Consider the following 22,537-nt stretch of genomic DNA (forward strand, 5'->3'; position numbering starts at 1 on the left):
AGCGGGGTGCGTGCCATGGGGGCGCGAAGCGCCCAAGAACTTCTGGGACGCAGCGCTAGAGCTCGAGCAGCACGAAGGTCCGGTCGTCGAAGGTCTCCGCTCCCGGGGCGAGCGCCTTCGGGCCGGCGTGCCGACCGATCCGGAGCGGGTCCGCCTCGAGGTCGGCGAACAGTGCGCGCTCGCTCTCCTCCCAGGTCGCGGCGAGGACCGGGTAGCCGTCCGAGGCGAGGCAGAGGTGTCGTGCACCCGGCGGGACGTCGACGACGGCCACCAGACGTCGCGGCACCGGGCGACCGTCGAGGCAGGAGTAGAAGTACGGTCCGTCGGCGTCGACGTTGCGCAGCGTTGCCTCTGCGACGAGCAGCTCGTGCACCGCCCGCCGACCGGGGTCGTCGCGGCGCAGCTCTTCCACCGAACACCCTGCCGCGAGAGCGGCCTGCGTGATCGCGCGACGTGCCTCGGTCACGACGGCCTCGTAGCGATGGTCGTGGAAACGGGCCTCGCCGTCGATGCCGACCCAGCCGTCGCCGATCACGAGCGCCTGCATCGCGGCACGACAGAAGATCACCGCGGCGGCCGCCGGCCGCTCGACACCCTGATGGGCAGCGGTGACCTCGGTGAGCCTCTCCACGATCCCCATCGGGTCCCCATCGGATCCGGCGGCCTCGATCGTGCCCATCAGGTCGTCGACCAGTGCGACGGTGGCCGCCGTGGCGGCCACGAGGTCACTCCCTCGCGGGCTCACCCCGTCGATCACCGCGGCCCACCCGTCGGTGACGACCCACCGGTCGAGGTTGGGCTCGGCGCCCTTGGCCCGCGTGAAGCCCGTGACGAGCCTCATCGAGATCAGAAGAGGGCAGACGCGAGGTTCTGGCGGGCCTTGAGCACCCGCGGGTCGTCGCTGCCGACCGCACCGAAGAGCCCGAGCAGGTGCTCGCGCGCCGCGTTGCGCTCGTCGCCGGAGGTACGCCGGACCAGGTCGATCAACCGGTTGAACGCATCGTCGACGTGGCCGCCGAGCATGTCCAGGTCGGCGACCATCGTCTGGGCGTCGACGTCGTCGGGGCTGGCCGCCGCGGCGGCCCGGGCCTCGGTCAGGTCGATGCCCTGGGTGCGCTGGAGCAGCTTGGCCATCGCCAGTCCGGCGGCGGCCTCGGTGTCGGCGGGGTTGGCGTCCACGAGCCGCTGGTACTCCGCCACCGCGCCGTCGACGTCGCCGGCGCCGAGCGCCTCCTGGGCCGCGGCGTAACGCGGGTCGAAGGCCGCCTCGTCGTCCTCGGCCCCCTCGGCCGGGGCGGCGTGGCGCGGCTGGTGCCGACCGGCGACGCCGTTGACGGTGAGCTGCTGCATGACCTGGGTGAGGGCGGCACGCAGCTCCTCGAGCGGCAGCACGTCCTGGAACAGCGGGGCCGGGCGGCCGTCGAGCACCGCGACCACCAGCGGCACCGAGGGGATCTGCATCGCCTGGGCGATGGCCGGCACCTGGTCGATGTCGACGAGGCCGGCGAGGAACCGGCCCTCGAACTCACCTGAGAGCGTCTCCAGGTCGCGCGCCAGCTGGGCGCTCTCGGGCATCCGGCTGGGCGAGTAGAACGCCAGGAGCACCGGGGCCGTCGTGGACGACTCGATGGTCGACTGGAAGTTCTGCTCGCTCACCTGCACGGCGTACGACGAACCGCCGGCGGTGGCCCCCGCCGGCGCTCCAGGTACCGGCGGGGCCGCCGGGCTCTTGAGTCCCGAGAGGTCGATCGCTCCCGGGCGGGAGAACGGCTGCTGCGTCATGGTCCCCATCCTAGGGAGGAAGGGGGTGCCACTCGCAGGTGGCTCAGGCGAGGCCCAGGGCCACGGCCTCCTCGCGCAGCTCCTCGCGCACGCTCGGGTGGGCGGCGTTCTCGATGATCTGGCGGGCCTGCTCGCGCTGGTCGTTGCCGAACACCTCGGCCAGACCCTGCTCGGTGACGATCGCGCTCATCTGGAAGGAGGTGATGGGCTCGTCGACCATGGGGACGACCGTGGAGCAGTTGGCCTTCGGGTGCCACGAGCGCAGCGCCAGGAAGGCCTGGCCGCCGGCGCTGTGCATGGCGCCGACGATGAAGTCGGTCTGGCCGCCGAAGCCGGAGTGGATGCGCGCGTTGATGCGCGAGGCGTTGGCCTGGCCGAACAGGTCGACCTGGAGCGCGGTGTTGACGCTGACCATCTTGGGGTTGCGGGCGATCCGGCCCGGGTCGTTGGTGACCTCGGTGCGCACCATCTCGACGCGCTCGTTGCCGTCGACCCACTCGAGCAGGTCGGGCGAGCCGAAGAGGAACGACGCGGAGATCGGGATCCTGCGGTCGAGGGCGCCGATCTTCTCCAGCGCGAGAACGCTGTCGGAGAACATCTCGGTCCACACCCGCAGCCCGCTGCGGCTGGTGAGTCCGTGCATGGTCGCGTCGGGCACGGCACCGATGCCGGCTTGAAGCGTGGACCCGTCGGAGACCCGAGCGGCGACCAGCTCGCCGATCCGGGCGGCCGTCTCGTCGACGCTGCTCACCGGGGCGGTCGGCATCGGCTCGTCGGCGTCGACGAACACGTCGATCTGGTCGACGTCGACCAGCGCGTCGCCGAAGGTCCACGGCATGTTGTGGTTGACCTGGGCGATCACGATGCCGCCGTTGCGGCGTACGGCCTCGATCGCGGCGGGCAGGACGTTGACCTCCACGCCGAGGGACACCTTGCCGTCACGCGGGGCGGTCGTGTGCAGGACCACCGCGTCCGGCGGCAGCTGCTTGCCGAACAGCGAGGGCACCATCGACAGGCGCGAGGGCACGTAGCTCAGCCGCGGGCTCTTGCGCTGGCCGGGGCCCACGAAGGAGGTCTCGAGGATCACGCCCTCGCGATTGGGGAGCTGCGGCTGACCGTTCAGCGCCCAGAGGCGGTACTCGTCCAACGCTTCGTCGACCAGCTTGACCGTGTGCCACGGCGTAGCGTGGTTGCCGGTCACGACGACGCGGGGGTTGGCGGGCAGGGACGCGAGTGCCTGAGCAAGATCCACGATGACGATTCCACCAGACCCCGCGGCGCCTCACCCGGGCCGGAAGTCCCCCGGCGGCAGGCCGACGGTCTCGGGACGCCTGGTCGCTACTGACGGGTAGACCCGGGACCTCCGAACCTGCGCCCGGGTCGTGGCTCAGAAGCGGGCCGGCTCGCGGTACTCCCCCCACTCGGCGCGCAACGCGTCGCAGATCTCGCCCAGGGTCGCCTCGGCGCGTACGGCGTCGAGCATCGGCTCGATCAGGTTCTCCTCGGCGCGGGCGGCCTCGACCATCCGGGCCAAGGCGTTGCGCACCGACGCGTCGTCACGGCCCTGGCGGCGGGCGTCCAGCTCGCGGACCTGGTCGACCTCGACCTCGTGGGAGACCCGCAGGATCTCCAGGTCGTGGGTGACCGACTCCTCGTGGCAGTTGACCCCGACGATCCGCTTGTCGCCCTTCTCGAGCGCGGTCTGGTACTGGAAGGCCGCCTCGGCGATCTCGGACATGAACCAGCCCTCGTCGATGCCGTGCAGGAGACCCCGGGTGACCGGGTCGTCGCCCCGGCGCACGGCCTCGGCGATCTCCGCGGGCCGGTCCGAGGTCAGTGTCGAGCCACCCATCGCGAGGATCTTGTCGAAGATCGCGCTCGCCTCGGCCTCGAGCCGGTCGGTGAGCTCCTCGACGTACCAGGAGCCGCCGAGCGGGTCCGCGACGTTGACGACCCCGGTCTCCTCCATGATCACCTGCTGGGTGCGCAGCGCGATCTCGGCCGCCTGCTCGCTGGGCAGCGCGAGGGTCTCGTCGAGCGCGTTGGTGTGCAGCGAGTTGGTGCCGCCGAGCACGGCCGAGAGCGCCTCGATGCCGGTGCGGACCACGTTGTTGTAGGGCTGCTGGGCGGTCAGCGAGACCCCGGCGGTCTGGGTGTGGAAGCGCAGCCACTGCGCCTTCTCGGTGGTCGCGCCGTAGACGTCGCGCATCCAACGGGCCCAGATGCGGCGGGCCGCGCGGAACTTCGCGATCTCCTCGAAGAAGTCCACGTGGGCGTCGAAGAAGAACGACAGGCCGGGCGCGAACACATCGACGTCGAGACCGCGCGACAGCCCGAGCTCGACGTACCCGAAGCCGTCGGCGAGCGTGAACGCGAGCTCCTGCGCGGCCGTCGAGCCGGCCTCGCGGATGTGGTAGCCGGACACCGAGAGGGGCTTGTACGCCGGGATGTTCTCGGCGCAGTACTCCATCAGGTCGCCGATCAGCCTCAGGTGCGGCTCGGGCCCGAAGATCCACTCCTTCTGGGCGATGTACTCCTTGAAGATGTCGGTCTGGAGGGTGCCGTTGAGCTGGGTGGTGTCCACCCCGGCGCGCTCGGCGGCGACGATCATCATGCAGAAGATCGGGACGGCCGGTCCGCTGATCGTCATCGACGTGGTGACGTCACCGAGGTCGATGCCGTCGAAGAGGATCTCCATGTCGGCCGCCGAGTCGATCGCCACCCCGCAGTGGCCGACCTCGCCCAGCGAGCGCGGGTCGTCAGAGTCGCGGCCCATCAGCGTGGGCATGTCGAACGCGACGCTGAGCCCGCCGCCACCGCGCCCCAGGATCATCCGGTAGCGCTCGTTGGTCTGCCGCGCGTTGCCGAACCCGGCGAACTGCCGGATCGTCCAGGTGCGTCCGCGGTAGCCGGTCGGGTAGAGACCGCGCGTGTAGGGGAACTCGCCTGGCCACTCCGAGTCGTCGGTGCCGTACGCCGGGGCCACCTCGAGGCCGCTCAGCGTCGTGAAGTCGGCCGTGCGGACCCGGGAGGCGTCGTAGCGGGCCTGCCAGCGGTTGCGTGCGCTCTCCGTCATGACGAAATAGTAGGACGTCCTAGTAAATGCGCCAAGGGGTGGCGGGGACCGGGCCGGTGGCGGCGGTTTCACCTGCAGCGTCCAGCCCGGGGGATCATCGCGTCACCGCACCCAGCGGTAGACCTGCCCGTCGCGGATCTCGACGGAGGTGGGCGGCCTCGGGGTGGGGTGCGAACGCAGGTGGGCGAGCACCTGGGCGCGGCCGCTCAGGGACACCGTCCCGTCGGTGAAGTGCAGGGAGGGGTGGAACAGGGCGCCCAGCTCCTCCCACTCCCCCGCGTCCATTGCCGACCAGGCGGCCGCTGCTGGCGGCTCCATGTCGGGCAGGTCGTGCAGCATCCGCGGGGTGCACATCCGCCACCCGTCGGTGACCAGCTCGCGCATCTCGTCGGGGTCGAGGCGGTCGAGCCGGGCGCAGACCCACTGGTAGCGCAGGTCGCGCGCGGGTGGCAGGAAGAACGTCGCCGGGTCGGACTCGATGAGTCCGTCCCGGGCGTCGCGCGGATAGCCGAACCCCATCGTGGTCTCGTCGCGCGAGAACCCGACGTAGACGATCTGGCGCACCTTGAGCTTGAAGCGTCCGCCGGTGAAGAACTCGTAGGTGCGCGGCAGCGCCAGTCCGACCCTGCGCACGTCGTCGGCAGTCACCATCCTCGGATGTTGGCACGCGCCGCCGACAGCGGGACCTTGTCCTCTCCACGCCCGGCACGTCGCGCGGGACGCTGGGGCATGGCCGGGCGCAACATCGCCGCCGCCATGGGCGGCTGGAGCGTGCGCCACCGCACGCTCGCCATCGTCGGCTGGGTGGTCCTCGTCGTGGTCGCGACCACGGCCGGGTCGCTCGCCGGGCAGCGGCAGATGACCGAGGACGAGTACGCCAAGGGCGACTCCGCGCGGGCGATCCGCATCCTCGACGACGCCGGGCTCGAGGTGCCGGCGACCGAGATGTTCCTCCTCACCAGCGCCGGGGACGCGACCGACCCCGTGGTGCGGGACACGGTGGCCGACCTGATGGCCCGCCTGCAGGCCACGGGCCGGGTCGCCGACCTGCCGGACCCCTACGACAGCAGGCTGGTCTCCGCGGACGGCCACTCCGTCCTCGTCCGTGCCTCGATGACCGGGGACCCGATGACTGCCGCCGACCGCGTGCAACCGCTGGTCGACGCGGCGGAGGCGACCCGGGACGCACACCCCCAGGTCCGCATCGACCAGTTCGGCGACGGCTCTGCCAACCAGTGGTTCAACGACACGATCGGCCGCGACTTCCAGCGCGCCGAGTGGACCGCGGTCCCGCTCGCGCTCGGCATCCTGCTCGTCGCGTTCGGCGCGCTGCTGGCGGCGGTGCTGCCCGTCGGCCTCGCGCTGACCTCGTTCCTGGCCGCGAACGGCGTGCTCGCCCTGGTGAGCCACCGGATGCACCTGGACACCTCGACCAGCTCGGTGATGCTGCTCGTCGGCCTCGCGGTCGGCGTCGACTACTGCATGTTCTACCTGCGCCGCGAGCGCGAGGAGCGCGTCCGAGGTCGCGACGCCCGCACGGCGCTCGCCGTCGCGGCGGCCACGTCCGGGCGCTCGGTGCTCGTCTCGGGGCTGACCGTCGTCGCGGCCATGGCGGGGATGTACCTGTCGGGCATGCTGCTGTTCGACGGCTTCGGTACGGCGGCGATCCTGGTCGTCCTCGTGGCCGTGCTGGGCTCGGTGACCGTGCTGCCGGCCCTGCTCTCGCTCCTGGGCGACCGGGTCGAGCTCGGCAAGGTCCCGGGACTGGCCCGGATGCGGCGGCCCGGCGGGGGCAGCAAGGTCTGGGCGGTTGTCCTCGGGGTCGTGCTGCGCCGCCCCGGCATCTCCGCGCTGGTGTCAGTGCTGTTCCTGGGGGCGCTCGCCGCTCCGGCCCTCGGCATCCACACCGAGAAGCTCAGCCTGGAGAAGATGCTGCCCGGTGATGCGAGCATCATGCGCAGCTACGAGCGGATCACCGCCGCCTTCCCCGGCGGTCCGGCCCCCGCCCACGTCGTGGTCAAGACGCCGGACGTCGAGAGCCCCGAGCTCGCAGCGGCCATCGACGCCTTCCGCTCCCAGGCCATCGCGACCGGGCTCGTGCACCGACCCGTGCTCGTGACCCCGCACCCCGACGAGGGCGTCGTGGAGCTCGACGTACCGCTCGCCGGCGACGGCTCCGACGCGACCTCGGTGCGGGCGCTCGAGACGCTGCGCGAGGACGTCGTGCCGGCCACGTTCGACCGGGTGCCGGGCACCCAGGCCTACATCTCGGGCAACCTGGCGTTCTCCCAGGACTTCAACGCCCAGCTGCAGAAGTCGATCGTGCCGGTGGTGCTCTTCGTCCTCGTGCTCGCGTTCGTCCTCATGCTCGCCGCGTTCAGGTCCGTGACGATCGCCGCCGTCTCGGTCTTCCTGAACGTGCTGTCGATGGCCGCCGCCTTCGGCGTGATGGTCGCGGTCTTCCAGCACGGCTGGGGGGCTGGACTCGTGGGCGCGCGCGGCGTCGGCGCCATCGAGTCCTGGATCCCGCTCTTCTCGTTCGTGATCCTGTTCGGTCTCTCGATGGACTACCACGTGTTCGTGGTCTCGCGGATCCGCGAGGCGCACGACCACGGCCTGCCGACCCGCGAGGCGGTCGCCCACGGCATCGGCATCTCGGCCGGCGTGGTCACGAGTGCCGCCGCGATCATGGTCGCGGTGTTCGCGGTGTTCGCGACCCTGTCGATGACCGTCTTCAAGCAGCTCGGCGTCGGCCTGGCGGTCGCGATCCTGCTCGATGCCACGATCGTGCGCGGTGTGCTGCTGCCCTCGGTGCTCTCGGTCCTCGGTGACCGCACCTGGTGGCTGCCCCGGTGGCTGTCGTTCCTGCCCAACCCGCCCCTGGACGCCCCGGTCGAGCACGCCCCGGCGCTCCCGACGAGCCAGCGGACCTAGAAGTCCCCGGCCGACTCACGGACGGGGGCGAGCAGGGCCGAGAGCTGGGTGAGCTGCGCCTCGTTGAGCGCGTCGAGAGCGAACCCGGCCTCGAGCAGGTCCGCCGTCGCGACCTCGACCAGCCTCCTGCCCTCCGGGGTGATCTCGGCCAGCACGGCCCGACCGTCCTCGGGGTGGGCCCGGCGTACGACGAGCTCCGCCGCCTCCAAGCGGCGCACGATCGAGGTGACGGAGGTGGGGTGCACCTGCAGCCGCTCGCCCATCTTGCCCAGCGGCAGCGAGCCACGCGAGGAGAAGACCAGCAGCACCAGCGCCTCGTAGCGCGCGAACGTGAGCCCGTGCGGCTTCAAGATCGCGTCGAGGCGGCCGATCACCAGCTGCTGCACCCGCATCAGCGAGGTCACCGCGTGCATCGCGGGCACGCCGTCCCAGTGCGTGCCCCACTGCCGGGCGGCCTCGTCGATCGGGTCGAAGGGGAGAGCCACGTGTGGACACTAGTGCTTGGCGCCACGGGGGGTTGCCCTCGCCGCCCCGGCAGGAGGATTCTTGAGGGGAGGTGATCGTGATGAGCTCATTCACCGTCCCAGACGGTATGCCGACCCTCTCGCGCGGCCGGCACCGCACGCCGCGACGCGGCGCCAACATGATGGAGGCCGCCTCGCTGCTGGCCGGCGAGCCGTGGTCGGACCACCCCGGGTGCACGCACCCGCTGCTCGCCCAGCTGGCCCGGCTGGTCAACGACAGCACGAGCGACGCAGCCCGCCAGGGGCTGATCACCCTGGTCCCCTCGCTCGTGGGCCGCTACGGCGACGACGACACCCCCCTCCGGCTGCCGGTGGCGATCGCCGCGGGCGTCATCCTCGACGTACCCGAGGCCACCCAGCGGATCCTCGCCGCCGGCCTGCTGCGCATCGAGCACCAGTGCGGCGCCGCCGGGCCGCGGCTGAAGGCCACCCGCAGGGAGGCGGGGGCCACGCTCGACCTGGTCCCCGGCGCCGTCGCGTGGGCCGAGCGCACCGCGACCCCCGACGCCGGCGACCTCGAGTCGCTGAGTCGCAACACGGCCCCCACGATGGTCCGCTGCACGGTGCAGGGCGTCGTGACCGCCGCCGGACCGCATCGGGACCGTCAGCTGCGCGCCATCCTGGAGGCCGGCATCGCCGCCTGCCCCCAGGATCTCGACGCACGGCGCCCGATGCCGATCCCCTGAGTCAGGGCGTCCAGGCGCCGGCCACCTGGCGGGTCGCCGCGTTGAGCCGGTTCCACACGTTGATCGAGCTGATCGCGATCAGCAGGGCGGCGAGCCCCTGCTCGTCGTAGTGGCGCGCCGCCTCGTCCCAGACCTCGTCGGGCACCGGGTCCCCACGATCGGCGATCCGGGTGACGGCCTCGGCCAGGTGGAGCGCGGCCCGCTCAGCCTCGGTGAAGTACGGCGCGTCACGCCAGGCCGCCACCGCCACGAGCCGCTCGCGGCTCATGCCCTGCTTCTCCAGCGTGCCCGAGTGCAGCTCGACGCAGACACTGCACCCGTTGATCTGGCTGGCGCGCAGGTGCAGCATCTCCAGGGTCTCCGCGGGTACGCCGAGGCCCTCGGCCGCCCGGCCGTACGCCGCCAGCGCCTCCATGGCCGCGGGAACGAGGAACACCGGGTGGGTCATCCGTGCGTGCATGATCTGTCTCCTGTCAGGTCGGGCCGGTCCGGCTCGTCAAAGGAAGTGACGGACCCCGAAGGAGGAACCTGACGATGCAGACCCAGGACCAGCTCGCCGAGCACTTCGAGCACCACCGCGACCACCTGCGCGGCGTCGCCTACCGGATGCTCGGGTCGGTGGCGGAAGCCGACGACGCGGTGCAGGAGGCCTGGCTCCGGCTGACCCGGTCGGACACCGCGGAGATCCGCAACCTGGCCGCCTGGCTCACCACCGTGGTCAGCCGGATCTGCCTGGACCTGCTCCGGACCCGCACCTCGCGACGCGAGGAGCCGCTGGACGCACACGTCCCCGACCCGGTCGTGACCCGCCTCGATCCCGACCCCGGGGCCGATCCGGCGTCGGCCGCCGAGCAGGCCGACGAGGTGACGCTCGCGCTGCTCGTCGTGCTCGACGCGCTGGGCCCGCGCGAGCGGACGGCGTTCGTCCTGCACGACATGTTCGGCGTGCCGTTCGACGGGATCGGCGAGATCATCGGCAGCACTGCCGGTACGGCGGCCCAGCTCGCCAGCCGCGCCCGCCGCCGGGTCCGCGACACCCCGCCGCCGGTGGCCGACCGGGCCACCCAGCGGCGGGTCCTCGACGCGTTCACGACCGCCGCGCGCGCCGGTGACTTCGAGGCGCTCCTCGAGGTGCTCGACCCGGACGTGGTCTTGCGTGCCGACGGTGGCGAGCACGGCCCCTCGGCCCTGGTGCGTGGCGCCGCCGAGGTCGCCTCGCGCGCGATCGTCTTCCGGCGCCACGAGATCGACCAGGTGCGGGTGCTGGTGAACGGCGCGGTCGGGATCGTGTCGACGCACGACGGCCAGCCGGTCTCGGTCTTCAGCCCGGTGGTGCGCGACGGCCGGATCGTCGAGATCAACATCCTGGCCGACCCCGAGCGGATCGCGAGGCTGCACCTGCCCCTCAGCTGAGCGGGCCCACCCACCGCGTGGTGGCGTCCCACAGACGGGCGGAGACGTCGCGGTCACCGGCGTCCCCGGCCGGCTCGGCCGGAGCACCGCCGCGGTGGTAGCCGCCCGGGACCGCGTCGGGAGAGGTCGCGCAGAACACCGTCGTCCGCGCACCCTGCTCGGGCGTGAGCAGCGTGCGGCGCTCGAGCGGCGCCGCGAGCCGCCGCAGCCGGGCGAGGACCGGCGCGGTCTCGAGGCCCCGGTCGGCCACGTGGGTGTAGACGGAGCCCGGGTGCAGCGCGTAGCCGTGCAGCCCGCGGCCGCCGTACCGCCGCTCGATCTCGGCGGCCTCGTGGACGAGCGCGAGCTTGGAGGTGCCGTACGCCGCCCACGAGTCGTACGGCGTCACCCGGCCGTCGAGCCACGCGTTGCGGCCGCGGTCGTGCAGCTTGGAGACCACGTTGACCACCCGGGCCTCGTCCTGCTCGGCGGCGGTCGCCAGCAGCACCGGCAGCAGCCGCCGGGTGAGGTGGGCGGTGCCGAGGTAGTTCGTGCGCCAGTGCACCTCGTGCCCGTCGACCAACTGCGGCTCCGACCACCGCGAGCGCAGGTCGAGGTGGACGCCTGCGTTGTTGACGAGCACGTCGAGCCGGTCGGTGCTCGACCCGACCCAGGCGGCGAGCCCCTCCACCGAGTCGCGGGAGGTGAGGTCCAGCGGGTGGGTGTCGTCTGCCACCGGGCAGGTGCGCGTCGTGGTCAGCACGCGGAACCCGAGCCCGCGCAGCGCGACCGCGGTCGCTTCGCCCAGCGAGCCACCGCCCGCACCGGTGACGAGCGCGACCCTCATCCGGCCCGCACCGCGTCGTAGAACGCCTGCATCCGCGGCCCGATCCGGGCCAGCTCGACGTACGGCGCTCCCCCGGCGCGCCCGTCGACGTAGGCGAACTCGATCTCCCCGTCCATCATCGACCCGCGCATCAGCACCGGCACCCCGGCGGCCTCGGCGGCGGCACAGGCCGCGTCGACGTCGTCGACCGCGAAGCAGACGTGGTGCAGCCCGGGCCCGTGGGCCGCGAGGAACTCCCGGTGGATGCCTGCGCCCGACACCGGCTCGATGAGCTCGAGCTGGAGGTCGCCGCTGTAGCCGAGCGAGACGTGGGCGGTGAGCTCCACGGGCTCGCCACGCAGCGTCGTGGAGTCACGGCCGAAGACGACGTCGGGGATGCGGGTCCACGACCCGACGCCGAACTGCTCCGAGAGCAGCCGCTCGGTCGCGCCGATGTCGTCGGTGACCCACGCGACCTGGATGAGGGGTCCGGAGGCGATCACCCCGCGGACACTAGTGGGCGGGGGATCAGCCCGTCACCGGCCAGCACACCTCGGTCCGGTGGGCGAGCAGGTCCTCGGGGTCCCCGAGCGGGAGGTAGCGCTCCACGACCGGCCCGTCGCCCGCGCCTGCTCGGTGACGCTGCGCCCGACCGCGGAGTACGCCGCGTCCAGGTCGACCATCGCGCCGTCGTACGCCGCGACCGCGCAGCGCGCGGCCGGCCGCTCGAGGACCTCCACCCGGCCCGGGAGCGGCGGCACCTGGGCGACGGGCACGAACGCGACGATCTCGGCAGTCGAGCCGGGCACGATGTGGCCGCGGCGTTCGACGCCTCGCTGGTCTACCTGCTCGCCACCACGGTGGCGGTCGCGCTCGCCGCGGTGCTCCTGCCGGGGCGACCGGACGCGCCGGGCCGGGCTCAGGCTCGGTCGCTGAAGGCGGCGAGCAGCTCGTCGGCGGCGGCGTAGGGGTCGGTGTCCCCCGCGACCACGGCCGCGGCGAGCTCGTCGAGCTCGGAGCGGCCGTGGACGTCGCCCCACCGCTTGCGCAGCGCGGTCACCGCGATCGCCTCGATCTCGTCGCGGGCCCGGCGGCGCCGGCGCCGTTCCAGCTCGCCGCTGGACTCCAGCCACGCCCGGTGCTTCTCGATCTCGGCCGCGAGCTCGTCGAGGCCCTCACCCCGGTGAGCGACCGTCTTCACGATCGGGGGTCGCCAGGAGCCCTCGGGTCGCTCCGCGAGCTGGAGCATCGAGCGCAGGTCGCGGCGCACCTGGTCGGCGCCGTCGCGGTCGGCCTTGTTGACGACGTACAGGTCACCGATCTCGAGGATGCCGGCCTTCGCGGCCTGGATGCCGTCGCCCATCCCCGGCGCGAGCAGCACCATCGTGGTGTCGGCCATGCCCGCGATCTCGACCTCGCTCTGGCCGACCCCGACGGTCTCGACCAGGACCACGTCGCAGCCTGCCGCGTCGAGCACCCGCAGCGCCTGGGGGGTGCTCCACGAGAGTCCGCCGAGGTGGCCCCGTGAGGCCATGGAGCGGATGTAGACGTCGCGGTCGAGCGCGTGGTCCTGCATCCGCACCCGGTCGCCCAGCAGCGCACCGCCGGAGAACGGCGAGGACGGGTCCACCGCCAGCACGCCGACCCGCTTGCCGGCGCGCCGCAGCTCGGTGACCAGCGCACTGGTCGAGGTGGACTTGCCGACGCCGGGCGAACCGGTGATGCCGATGACCTGGGCGTGCCCGGTGTGCGGGGCCAGCGCCGCCATCACCTCGCGGAGCAGCGGCGACTCGTCCTCGACCAGGGAGATCAGCCGGGCGACCGCCCGGGCCTCGCCGGCGCGTGCGCGCTCGACGAGGCCCGCGACGTCGCCCGCTGCGTCAGCTCTTCGGGACACGCACGATCAGGGCGTCGCCCTGCCCGCCGCCACCGCACAGGGCGGCCGCACCGACGCCACCGCCGCGGCGCTTGAGCTCGAGCGCGAGGTGCAGCACGATCCGGGCGCCCGACATGCCGACCGGGTGGCCGAGCGCGATCGCGCCACCGTTGACGTTGACCTTCTCCTCGGGGATCCCGAGCTCGCGGGCGGAGACGATGCCGACCGCCGCGAAGGCCTCGTTGAGCTCGACGAGGTCGAGGTCGTCAACCGAGATGCCCTCCTTGGCCACGGCCTTCTTGATCGCGTTGGCCGGCTGGCTCTGCAGGCTCGAGTCGGGCCCCGCCACCTGGCCGGAGGCACCGATCTCGGCGAGCCACTCGAGGCCCAGCTCCTCGGCCTTCGCCTTGCTCATCACGACCACGGCGCAGGCGCCGTCGGAGATCTGCGAGGACGAGCCCGCGGTGATCGTGCCGTCCTTGCTGAACGCCGGGCGCAGCTTGCCGAGCGACTCCGCGGTCGTCTCGCCGCGAATGCCCTCGTCGGCCGCGACCACGACCGGGTCGCCCTTGCGCTGCGGGATCTCGACCGGGACCACCTCGTCGTCGAACACACCGTTCTTCCACGCCTCGGCGGCGAGCTGGTGGGAGCGCGCGGAGAACGCGTCCTGCTCCTCACGGGTGAGCTCGCGGGTCCCCGAGTTGCAGGTCTCGGTCAGGTTGCCCATCGGCTGGTCGGTGAACTGGTCGTACAGCGCGTCGTAGGCCATCGAGTCGACCAGGGCCGTGTCGCCGTACTTGAACCCCTCGCGGGACTTCGGCAGCAGGTGCGGCGCCTGCGTCATGGACTCCATGCCGCCGGCCACCACGATGTCGTGCTCGCCGGCGCGGATCAGCTGGTCGGCGAGCGCGATCGCGTTGATGCCCGACAGGCACACCTTGTTGATGGTGATCGCGGGGACGTTCATCGGGATGCCGCCCTTGACCGAGGCCTGGCGGGCGGTGATCTGGCCGGCGCCGGCCTGGATGACGTGGCCCATGACGACGTACTCGACCTGGTCGCCGGTGATGCCGGCCTTCTCCAGGGCGCCCTTGATGGCGACGCCGCCCAGGTCGGCCGCGGAGAGGCCCTTCAGCCCGCCGAGGAGACGGCCGATGGGGGTGCGAGCCCCTGCGACGATGACGGAACCGGACATGGCTGAGCCTCCAGAAGGTGCGGGGGGTGATCTCGGGCCGACCTTACCCACGGGTCACCGCGTGGGCGAGAGGCCGAGACTTTGGTCCCGTGGGAGACATGTCACATGGCCTGTCGAGCATGTTGACCGGCGTACGACCATGGAGACATGAGTCTTGACGTCCCCGCACACCTGTTCACCGCGATCGACCACGTCGGCGTTGCCGTCCCCGACCTGGACGCCGCGATCACGTTCTACACCGAGGTCTACGGCATGCGCATGGCGCACCGCGAGACCAACGAGGAGCAGGGCGTGCAGGAGGCGATGATGGCCGTCGGTGACTCCGGCTCCCACATCCAGCTGCTCGCCCCGCTCAACGAGAAGTCGACGATCGCGAAGTTCCTCGACAGCAAGGGCCCCGGCATCCAGCAGATGGCCTACCGGGTCACCGACATCGACGCGGTCGGCGCGATCCTGCGCGAGCGCGGCATGCGGCTGCTCTACGACGAGCCCAAGCGCGGCACGTCCAACTCGCGCGTGAACTTCATCCACCCCAAGGACGCCGGTGGCATCCTGGTCGAGCTGGTCGAGCCGGCCGCCGCCCACTGATCCTCAGCACAGCTCGAGCGCCGAGCCGGTCCGCGTGGCGGGCCGGCTCGCTGCTCGTTCCGGCCGTTCTTTCCTGAGGAACACGTCACAGGGGGTGTTGCCTCCTGTTACCCGTGGGTAAGGTCCGGCCAACACCCATGCGACCCGACCCCATCAGGAGCCGACGTGCAGCACATCCTCGACGCGATCATGGCTGGAGACACCTCGACTGAGGACTTCGCCAATCTGGACCTCCCCGAGTCCTACCGCGCGGTGACCGTCCACAAGGACGAGGTCGACATGTTCGAGGGCCTCACCACCAAGGAGAAGGACCCGCGCAAGTCGCTCCACGTCGAGGACGTGGCGCTCCCCGAGCTCGGTCCGGGCGAGGCGTACGTCGCGGTCATGGCCTCGGCGATCAACTACAACACCGTGTGGACCTCGATCTTCGAGCCGGTCTCGACGTTCGGGTTCCTCGAGCGCTACGGGCGGCTCTCCCCGCTGGCCAAGCGGCACGACCTGCCCTACCACGTGGTCGGCTCCGACCTGTCCGGCGTCGTGCTGGCCACCGGGCCGGGCGTGCACCTGTGGAAGCCGGGCACCGAGGTCGTCGCCCACTGCCTCTCGGTCGAGCTGGAGCACCCCGACGGCCACAACGACACGATGCTCGACCCCGAGCAGCGCATCTGGGGCTTCGAGACCAACTTCGGCGGCCTGGCCCAGATCGCCCTGGTCAAGGCCAACCAGCTCATGCCCAAGCCCGCCCACCTCACGTGGGAGGAGGCCGCCTCCCCCGGCCTGGTCAACTGCACGGCGTACCGCCAGCTCGTCTCCAAGAACGGCGGGGACATGAAGCAGGGCGACAACGTGCTGATCTGGGGCGCCTCGGGCGGTCTGGGCGGCTTCGCGACGCAGTACGCGCTCAACGGCGGCGCGACCCCGGTGTGCGTGGTCTCCAGCGAGGACAAGGCGGAGATCTGCCGCAAGATGGGCGCGGAGCTGATCATCAACCGCTCCGAGGAGGGCTACAAGTTCTGGAAGGACGAGCACACCCAGGACCCCAAGGAGTGGAAGCGCTTCGGCTCCCGGATCCGTGAGCTCACCGGCGGCGAGGACATCGACATCGTCTTCGAGCACCCCGGCCGCGAGACGTTCGGTGCATCCGTCTACGTGACCCGCAAGGGCGGCACCATCACCACCTGCGCCTCGACCTCGGGCTACATGCACGAGTACGACAACCGCTACCTGTGGATGAACCTCAAGCGGATCATCTCCTCGCACTTCGCCAACTACCGCGAGTCGTGGGAGGCCAACCGTCTCATCGCCAAGGGCAAGATCCACCCCACGCTGTCGAAGGCCTACTCCCTCGACGACGTCGGGACCGCCGCGCTCGACGTGCACAAGAACCTCCACCAGGGCAAGGTCGGTGTCCTCTGCCTGGCCCCCGAGGAGGGCCTCGGCGTCCGCGACCACGAGATGCGCGCGAAGCACCTCGACGAGATCAACCGCTTCCGCGACCTGTGAGCTGAGGCTCCGGCTGGCCTGAACCCGCGCGACACGCCGGTGCTCACCGGCGTGTCGTGCGGGGTTCGGCTGCCAGCAGCCGAACCCCGCAAGCAAGAACCCGCCCCGGCGTCCGACAATTGGTCGGAGGCCGGGGTGTGTTGTCGTGCCCCGATCGGCAAGACTGTCTGCCACGAGGCCACGCCACGACTGCGGAAGAGGAAGCGCGTTTTTCATGAGCGACCAGGGACTGTCCATCTTCGACGACAACCAGCCCGACGAGGACCCCACGACGCCCTCCCCTGACGACGCGACCCAGGTGCTGCCGACCGTGCCACGCAAGCCGGAGGCCGAGAAGACCCAGCAGGTGCCCGTGACGCCGGCCCAACCGGCCCGCCCGGCCGCCGCGGCACCCCGGAGCCCGGTGCTCCCGCCGGCCGCTCAGCCGCTCGGCGGCGGTGCGTCCGCCGGCGCGGCCGGGTTCCCCGTCGTCCGCCGCGGCGGCTACGACCGCGACGCGGTCGACGCGCGGGTGCGCCAGCTGACCACGGAGAAGGCCGGCCTGAGCAGCAGCCTCACCGTGTCCGAGCGCCGGGTCCTCGAGCTCGAGGAGCAGGTCGCCCGGATGCGCGAGGAGCTCGCGGAGAACGAGACCCCGTCGTACGCCGGTCTCGGTGGTCGTGCCAGCGCGATGCTGCGGCTCGCCGAGGAGGAGGCGGCCGAGGTCCGCGAGACCGCCCAGCGCGACGCCGCAGAGATCCGCGAGCAGGCCGCGCGCGACGCCAAGGCCGTCCGCGCCGACGCCGCCCGGGAGGCCGAGGACATGCGGCTGGTCCAGCTCAAGGAGCTCGACGAGAACCGGTCGCGGCTGATGGCCGACGCCGAGCAGGAGCGCTCGCTGGCCCGCAGCGAGGCCGAGGACCTCGTCGAGTCCGCGAACCGTCAGGCCGCCCAGCTGCGGCTTGCCGCCGCACAGGAGGCCAACGAGCTGCGCACCTCGGCCAAGCGCGAGGCCGAGCAGCTGCGCGCGGCCGCCGACCGGGAGGTCCAGGAGGCCCGACGGTCCCTGGCTGTGGAGAAGGAGCGGCTGGCCCGCGAAGCCACCGACCACCACACCAGCGCGACCGCCGAGACCCGCCGGCTCGTCGAGGAGGCCGAGGAGCGTGCCTCCGCCGCCGAGCGGCGCGCCCACGACGCGATGGCCCAGGCGACCGAGCACCGCAACCAGGCCTCCACCGAGGCTGAGGCGCTGCTCAGCCGCGCCCGCCGCGAGGCCGAGCAGATCGTCACCTCGGCCCGCACCCAGGCCGAGGCCATCACCTCGACCGGCAACGCGGAGGCCGAGCGCGAGCTCGCCAGCGTCCGCGCCGAGGTCGAGCGGCTCGGCAAGCGCCGCGACGCGATCATGGCCCAGCTGGCGTCGTTGCACGAGGTGATCACGGGCTTCAGCAAGGACGACGAGTGACCGACGGCCCCCGCGGCCTCCAGGAGGGCGACCCAGCGGCCGAGGAGTCGGCCGACTCCGTGGACACCGGCGCCGCGCTCGAGGCCGAGCCCGACGACGGGGAGTACCTCGGCGAGCTGGGGGCCCCGCTGTCGCGGCACTCCCCGTTCGTTTGGGGGTTCTTCGGTGGCCTCGGGTTCTTCCTCGCCTGGTGGCTGGGCGGCGCGATCACCTCGATCGGCTCCACCCTGCTGCTCGTCGTGGTGGCGCTCTTCCTCGCGGCCGGCCTCAACCCGGCCGTCGAGTTCTTCGAGCGGCACGGCATGCGGCGGCCCTACGCCGTACTCACCGTCATCGTCGTGGCCCTGGCCGCGCTCGCCCTGTTCCTCGTGGCGATCGTGCCGGTGATCAGCGAGCAGGTGCAGTCGATCAGCGACAACGCGCCGTCCTGGCTCGACAGCCTGAAGAAGAACCAGCGGGTCCAGAAGCTCGACGACCAGTACCACGTGATCAAGAAGATCGACGCCTACGTCAAGGACGGCAAGTACGCCAGCACGCTGTTCGGCGGCGTGCTCGGCATCGGCCTCGCCGTGCTCTCGGCACTCGCCAACGCGTTCATCGTGATCGTGCTGACGCTCTACTTCCTCGCTTCCCTCGACAAGACCAAGACCGCGCTCTACCAGCTCGCCCCCGCCTCGCGGCGCGAGCGGGTGACGCTGCTCGGTGACCGGGTCATCCGGGGCGTCGGCGGCTACGTGTCCGGCGCGTTCATCGTCGCGACGTGCGCAGGCATCTCCTCGCTGATCTTCCTGTTCGTCGTCGGTCTGGGTCAGTACGCCGTCGCGCTGGCCTTCGTGGTCGCGCTGCTCGACGTGATCCCGATGATCGGTGCGACCATCGGCGCGGTGATCGTGACGGCGATCGGCTTCGCCGAGGACCCGAAGATCGGCATCGCCTGCATCGTGTTCTACGTGATCTACCAGCAGGTCGAGAACTACGTGATCTACCCCCGGGTGATGTCCCGCTCCGTCGACGTCCCCGGTGCGGTCACCGTGATCGCGGCCCTGGTCGGCGCCGCCCTGCTCGGCGTGGTCGGCGCGCTGCTCGCCATCCCCACGGCCGCCGCCATCTTGATGCTCACCCGCGAGGTCGTGGTGCGGCGCCAGGACCGCCGCTAGCGTCCCGCCCCTGACCCGGCCCCGGGTCAGGTGATCTGGATGCCCGCGGTGGCGCGCTCGCCGAGCTTGACGGCGACGACGCCGGCCAGGATCAACAGGCCCCCGACGAGCTGGACGGGACGCGGCAGCTCGTCGAGCAGCAGCCAGGCGAACAGCACGCCCGCGACGACCTCGAGCAGCGCGACGAACGACGCGAGCCGGGAGCCGAGGCGCCGACCGGCGGCGATGCCGGTGGTGTAGGCCAGCGCGGCGGTCACCACGCCGAGCACCACCAGCGGGACCCACCAGGCGACGGTGGTGCCGGCGTATGTCGCGGCGTCGGTCGAGGCACGCATCGGCAGCAGCCCCACCAGCCCGAGCACGCCGAGCGCGACCGTGCCCAGCACCAGGCCGGCCCCCGCGAGGGCCATCGGAGGCAGTCCGTTGTCCTCGTCGGCCGAGATCACGAAGTACGTCGCCGCACCGACCATCGCCCCGAGCGCCCACATCACCCCGGTCAGGCTCAGGTCGGCACCGGAGAGCAGGTCGAGCACGAGCACCAGCCCGGCGGCGGCCAGCACCGCGCCCAGCACCGTGACGCCGCCGGGGCGCTGCCCGTGTCGCAGCCAGAGCCAGACCACCACGGTCGCGGGCGCGGTGTACTCGATGAGCAGGGCCGGCCCGACCTGCATGTGGGCGACCGCCGAGAAGTAGCAGAACTGCGCGGCCCCGACCGCGAGCACGCCGTAGACGCCGATCACTGCGGCGTTGCGGCGCAGCAGGCTCCACCGACCGCGCAGGGCGGCGATCCCGAACGGCGTCACCACCAGCGCGGCGAGCCCGACCCGCACCAGCACGATGGCGCCGGGGCTCCAGCCGTTGTCGAGGAGCTCGCTGGCCAGGGCACCGGACATCCCGAACGTCGCCGCCGAGACGACCGCGAGGCCCAGCCCGCCCACCAGGCGGGAGCCGGCGGCCACCGGAGCGATCTCGTCATGAGCCAACGTCGTCATGACACATGACGCTAGTCGTGGCCGGTGTAACGTGTCAACGTGCCATTCACCCATGACACCGCCGCGGCTCTCCAGGCCGCCGTCGTGCTCGCCAACTCCGCCCTCGAGCCCGACACGTTGACCAGCGTCGAGGACCTCGACGCGGTCTTCGCCGACTTCGAGTACACCGGCCGGCATGACCGGGACCGGGCCGAGCTCGACGCGGTGCGCGGGGTGCGTGCGGCGGTGTACGACCTGCTCACCGCCGACCGCGACACGGCCGTCGGCATGGTGAACGCGATGCTTGCCGAGGCCGGCGCGATCCCCCAGCTCGTGCGCCACGACGAGTGGGACTGGCACCTGCACGCGGTCGGCGCCGAACGCGACCTGGCCACCCGGATCGTGGTGGAGACCGCGATGGCGATGATCGACGTGATCCGCGCCGACGAGATGTCCCGGCTCGGCATCTGCGCCGACGAGACCTGCAACGGCGTGGTCCTCGACCTGTCCCGCAACCGCTCCCGACGGTTCTGCTCCACCACCTGCGGCAACCGCAACGCGGTCGCGGCCTACCGGGCCCGCCGGGCGACCGACTGAGGACGCCGACTCGGCGCAACTGCACGCCGGACGACGCCGAGTCGGCGCAACTGCACGCCAGAGCAGGGTCGAGTCGGCGCAACTGCACGCGGTGGGGCGCCGAGTCGGCGCAACTGCACGCGGTGGAGCGCCGAGTCGGCGCAACTGCACGCCAGAGCAGGGTCGAGTTGGCGCGGATCGGGTACGGGCTCGACATGACCACCACGCCGCAGGACCCCGACACCATCCAGCCCGACGTCGTCCCCTCCGGGGACCCCGCTCCGATCCCGACCCCGCAGCCCGGGGAGGACCCGGGCATCCCGGACACCGAGCCACTGCCCGAGCAGATCTAGCCAGTCCCTAGGCGACGAGAAACCGCCGCAGCACCTCGATGAAGACCTGCGGCTGCTCGGAGTGCACCCAGTGACCCGCGCCCTTGATGACCACGCGCCGGTTGCGCGGGAACCACCGGTCCATGGCCGGGCCGTACTCCTCGCGCACGTAGGACGAGGTCTGGCCGGCGACCCACAGCGTCGGGCCGTCGTACGGCGCGACGCCCGCGAGAGCGTCGGCTGGCCAGCCACCGAGCACCGCGAGGTCGCGGCCGAGCACCTCGAGGTTGGGCCGCCACGACCACCGGCCGGCGTGGTGGTGGAGGTTCTGCAGCAAGAAGCTGCGCACGGTGGGGTTCGGCACCGCCTCGCTCAGCGCGGCGTCGGCGTCGCGCCGGTGCTCGAGCGTGTCGAGGTCGAGCGCGAGCATCGCCTCGATGTAGCCCGCGAACTCCTCCGTGCCACGACCGGCAGCGGCGTAGTCGACCGGTGAGATGTCGACGACGCACAACCGCTCGACGACCTCGGGATGGCGCAGCGCCAGCACCATGGCCGCCTTGCCACCCATCGAGTGGCCCACCAGCGCCACCGGGTCGTCGGCGGAGAACAACGTGGCGACCTGGTCGGCGACCTCGACGTAGTCGAAGTGGTCGGCCCACGCCGACCGGCCGTGGTGGGGCATGTCGACGAGCAGGACCCGGTGGTCCTCGGCGAGCGCCTTGGCGACCGTCGTCCAGTTCTTGCCCTGCCCGAAGAGTCCGTGGCAGAACGCGACCAGCGGGCCGGACTCCCCCAGGGTCGTCACGTGGAGACCGGTCTCGTCGCGGGCCTCGTTCAGCACCACGCGCGCACCCCCGTCGGGGTCAGGTCGCGGTCGCGGAGCACCACCGCGAGCCGGTCACCCTCGTGGGCACAGGTCCACCGGAAGTCCGCGCGCCGGTACTCGATCGCCAGCACCCGGTCGCCGTAGTCGGCGACGTAGGAGTCGCACTCGCGGTAGCGGCCGCACTCCTCGGCGATCGCGAAGTCGTAGCCGATCGCCGTCCCGTCGTAACCCGCGAGGTTCTTCTGCCCGGCCGCCACCCCCGCCCGGTGGGCGGCGCGCACCAGGAGCCCGGCGTACGCCAGCCCCGCGCGCCGCGAGATCAACCCGCCGCTGCGGGTGAAGGAGTCGAGGTTGTCGTACTCGACCGCGTCGAAGCCATCGGCCGCACAGCCGCGGACCCACCGGCCGACGATGCGGACCAGCGCGGCACGCTTGGCCGGGGTGCGTACGTCGAGCAGCCACTCGCCCCACGCCTCGTCCTCGACCGGCTCGCCGCCGTCCTTCAGCACCAGGTTCCAGTGCTGGCGCCAGAACCGCCGCTCGTTCGGCTGGGTCTGGAAGCCGTTGACGTAGCAGACGTCGTACTTGTCCTCGAGGGGCGCGGCCTGACGGTCGCGCACCACGATGCCCACGTGGTCAGGCACCGAGCGCGCCCCACCGAGCTGGTAGTCGACGTCGGTGCCGGTGGGCAACGGTTCGACCGCGGGCGCCGCGCCCGTCGCGGGCGCGGTCATGAACATCGACACGAGCAGGGCGACGACCAGGCCGAGGAGTCCCGCGAGCTGGTAGGACCGGGAGGGTTCGCGAGAGCGGATCACCACGTCATCCTCGCGCAGGGCAGCCGGCCGA

At 72.0% G+C, this 22,537-nt stretch carries 24 protein-coding genes; 9 read left to right on the forward strand and 15 right to left on the reverse strand.

Annotated elements, in window-relative coordinates; all coding sequences use genetic code 11:
* Positions 1-55: 55 nt before the first annotated feature.
* From AC3ANS_RS14625 to AC3ANS_RS14645, 5 genes are all read right to left on the reverse strand, one after another.
* Complete coding sequence (locus AC3ANS_RS14625; RefSeq protein WP_488292311.1) at positions 56-841, reverse strand: hypothetical protein; 786 nt, start codon at positions 839-841, stop codon at positions 56-58.
* A 5-nt stretch (positions 842-846) separates the two neighbouring features.
* Complete coding sequence (locus AC3ANS_RS14630; RefSeq protein WP_488292312.1) at positions 847-1,782, reverse strand: co-chaperone YbbN; 936 nt, start codon at positions 1,780-1,782, stop codon at positions 847-849.
* Between the two features lie 43 nt (positions 1,783-1,825).
* Positions 1,826-3,034, reverse strand: coding sequence for an acetyl-CoA hydrolase/transferase family protein (locus AC3ANS_RS14635; RefSeq protein ID WP_488292313.1), 1,209 nt, complete (start codon positions 3,032-3,034; stop codon positions 1,826-1,828).
* A gap of 135 nt (positions 3,035-3,169) precedes the next feature.
* Entirely contained in the window at positions 3,170-4,858 is a 1,689-nt protein-coding gene (gene icmA / locus AC3ANS_RS14640; RefSeq protein WP_488292314.1) for a coenzyme B12-dependent isobutyryl-CoA mutase large subunit, read from the reverse strand.
* 102 nt (positions 4,859-4,960) lie between these two features.
* Positions 4,961-5,509, reverse strand: coding sequence for an MmcQ/YjbR family DNA-binding protein (locus AC3ANS_RS14645; RefSeq protein ID WP_488292315.1), 549 nt, complete (start codon positions 5,507-5,509; stop codon positions 4,961-4,963).
* A gap of 78 nt (positions 5,510-5,587) precedes the next feature.
* On the opposite strand from AC3ANS_RS14645, the gene AC3ANS_RS14650 reads away from it, so the two are divergent.
* The gene (locus AC3ANS_RS14650; protein WP_488292316.1) at positions 5,588-7,792 is read left to right on the forward strand and encodes an MMPL family transporter; all 2,205 of its coding nucleotides are present in this window, start codon (positions 5,588-5,590) and stop codon (positions 7,790-7,792) included.
* Here the strand turns inward: AC3ANS_RS14650 and AC3ANS_RS14655 are convergent.
* Positions 7,789-8,277 carry a MarR family winged helix-turn-helix transcriptional regulator gene (locus AC3ANS_RS14655; RefSeq protein ID WP_488292317.1) on the reverse strand — a complete coding sequence of 163 codons (489 nt, stop codon included), beginning with the start codon at positions 8,275-8,277 and terminating at the stop codon, positions 7,789-7,791. The genes AC3ANS_RS14650 and AC3ANS_RS14655 overlap by 4 nt on opposite strands.
* Before the next feature lie 107 nt (positions 8,278-8,384).
* Here AC3ANS_RS14655 and AC3ANS_RS14660 point away from each other — a divergent pair, with 107 nt between their 5' ends.
* Positions 8,385-9,002, forward strand: coding sequence for a hypothetical protein (locus AC3ANS_RS14660; protein WP_488292318.1), 618 nt, complete (start codon positions 8,385-8,387; stop codon positions 9,000-9,002).
* Between the two features lies 1 nt (position 9,003).
* Here the strand turns inward: AC3ANS_RS14660 and AC3ANS_RS14665 are convergent, their stop codons facing one another.
* Positions 9,004-9,462: a carboxymuconolactone decarboxylase family protein gene (locus AC3ANS_RS14665; protein ID WP_488292319.1), complete on the reverse strand. Its 459-nt coding sequence runs from the start codon at positions 9,460-9,462 to the stop codon at positions 9,004-9,006.
* Positions 9,463-9,536: 74 nt separating this feature from the next.
* Here AC3ANS_RS14665 and AC3ANS_RS14670 point away from each other — a divergent pair, with 74 nt between their 5' ends.
* Positions 9,537-10,415, forward strand: a complete 879-nt coding sequence (locus AC3ANS_RS14670) for a sigma-70 family RNA polymerase sigma factor (protein ID WP_488292320.1) — start codon at positions 9,537-9,539, stop codon at positions 10,413-10,415.
* Here the strand turns inward: AC3ANS_RS14670 and AC3ANS_RS14675 are convergent.
* The 5 genes from AC3ANS_RS14675 to AC3ANS_RS14695 all read right to left on the reverse strand — a co-directional run bounded on the left by AC3ANS_RS14675 (position 10,408) and on the right by AC3ANS_RS14695 (position 14,291).
* Positions 10,408-11,241, reverse strand: coding sequence for an SDR family NAD(P)-dependent oxidoreductase (locus tag AC3ANS_RS14675; protein ID WP_488292321.1), 834 nt, complete (start codon positions 11,239-11,241; stop codon positions 10,408-10,410). The two genes, AC3ANS_RS14670 and AC3ANS_RS14675, sit on opposite strands and share 8 nt — an antisense overlap.
* Positions 11,238-11,723 carry a VOC family protein gene (locus AC3ANS_RS14680; protein WP_488292322.1) on the reverse strand — a complete coding sequence of 162 codons (486 nt, stop codon included), beginning with the start codon at positions 11,721-11,723 and terminating at the stop codon, positions 11,238-11,240. Before AC3ANS_RS14680 ends, AC3ANS_RS14675 begins: the two co-directional genes overlap by 4 nt.
* A 33-nt stretch (positions 11,724-11,756) precedes the next feature.
* Entirely contained in the window at positions 11,757-12,029 is a 273-nt protein-coding gene (locus tag AC3ANS_RS14685; protein ID WP_488292323.1) for a GyrI-like domain-containing protein, read from the reverse strand.
* A gap of 110 nt (positions 12,030-12,139) precedes the next feature.
* Positions 12,140-13,117, reverse strand: coding sequence for a methylmalonyl Co-A mutase-associated GTPase MeaB (meaB, locus tag AC3ANS_RS14690; RefSeq protein WP_488292324.1), 978 nt, complete (start codon positions 13,115-13,117; stop codon positions 12,140-12,142).
* Positions 13,101-14,291, reverse strand: coding sequence for an acetyl-CoA C-acetyltransferase (locus AC3ANS_RS14695; protein WP_488292325.1), 1,191 nt, complete (start codon positions 14,289-14,291; stop codon positions 13,101-13,103). Before AC3ANS_RS14695 ends, meaB begins: the two co-directional genes overlap by 17 nt.
* Positions 14,292-14,438: 147 nt before the next feature.
* Between AC3ANS_RS14695 and mce the strand changes: the two genes are divergently transcribed.
* From mce to AC3ANS_RS14715, 4 genes are all read left to right on the forward strand, one after another.
* On the forward strand, positions 14,439-14,879 hold the full coding sequence (mce, locus tag AC3ANS_RS14700) for a methylmalonyl-CoA epimerase (protein ID WP_488292326.1): 441 nt from the start codon (positions 14,439-14,441) through the stop codon (positions 14,877-14,879).
* A 165-nt stretch (positions 14,880-15,044) separates the two neighbouring features.
* Positions 15,045-16,382, forward strand: a complete 1,338-nt coding sequence (ccrA, locus tag AC3ANS_RS14705; RefSeq protein ID WP_488292327.1) for a crotonyl-CoA carboxylase/reductase — start codon at positions 15,045-15,047, stop codon at positions 16,380-16,382.
* A 214-nt stretch (positions 16,383-16,596) separates the two neighbouring features.
* Positions 16,597-17,826: a hypothetical protein gene (locus AC3ANS_RS14710; RefSeq protein WP_488292328.1), complete on the forward strand. Its 1,230-nt coding sequence runs from the start codon at positions 16,597-16,599 to the stop codon at positions 17,824-17,826.
* On the forward strand, positions 17,823-18,983 hold the full coding sequence (locus AC3ANS_RS14715; RefSeq protein ID WP_488292329.1) for an AI-2E family transporter: 1,161 nt from the start codon (positions 17,823-17,825) through the stop codon (positions 18,981-18,983). Before AC3ANS_RS14710 ends, AC3ANS_RS14715 begins: the two co-directional genes overlap by 4 nt.
* A gap of 26 nt (positions 18,984-19,009) precedes the next feature.
* On the opposite strand, the gene AC3ANS_RS14720 is transcribed toward AC3ANS_RS14715, so the two are convergent.
* Positions 19,010-19,975, reverse strand: a complete 966-nt coding sequence (locus AC3ANS_RS14720) for an EamA family transporter (protein WP_488292330.1) — start codon at positions 19,973-19,975, stop codon at positions 19,010-19,012.
* A 39-nt stretch (positions 19,976-20,014) separates the two neighbouring features.
* Here AC3ANS_RS14720 and AC3ANS_RS14725 point away from each other — a divergent pair, with 39 nt between their 5' ends.
* Together AC3ANS_RS14725 and AC3ANS_RS14730 are read left to right on the forward strand one after the other, a co-directional pair.
* Positions 20,015-20,551, forward strand: a complete 537-nt coding sequence (locus AC3ANS_RS14725; RefSeq protein ID WP_488292331.1) for a CGNR zinc finger domain-containing protein — start codon at positions 20,015-20,017, stop codon at positions 20,549-20,551.
* A 194-nt stretch (positions 20,552-20,745) separates the two neighbouring features.
* Positions 20,746-20,883, forward strand: coding sequence for a hypothetical protein (locus AC3ANS_RS14730; protein WP_488292332.1), 138 nt, complete (start codon positions 20,746-20,748; stop codon positions 20,881-20,883).
* 7 nt (positions 20,884-20,890) lie between these two features.
* Here the strand turns inward: AC3ANS_RS14730 and AC3ANS_RS14735 are convergent, their stop codons facing one another.
* Together AC3ANS_RS14735 and AC3ANS_RS14740 are read right to left on the reverse strand one after the other, a co-directional pair.
* A complete protein-coding gene (locus AC3ANS_RS14735) occupies positions 20,891-21,706 on the reverse strand; it encodes an alpha/beta fold hydrolase (RefSeq protein ID WP_488292333.1) in 816 nt (271 codons plus the stop codon).
* Complete coding sequence (locus tag AC3ANS_RS14740) at positions 21,697-22,506, reverse strand: endo alpha-1,4 polygalactosaminidase (RefSeq protein WP_488292334.1); 810 nt, start codon at positions 22,504-22,506, stop codon at positions 21,697-21,699. Before AC3ANS_RS14740 ends, AC3ANS_RS14735 begins: the two co-directional genes overlap by 10 nt.
* Between the last annotated feature and the right edge of the window lie 31 nt (positions 22,507-22,537).

It is taken from the genome of Nocardia sp. 149-1B, assembly GCF_057747975.1.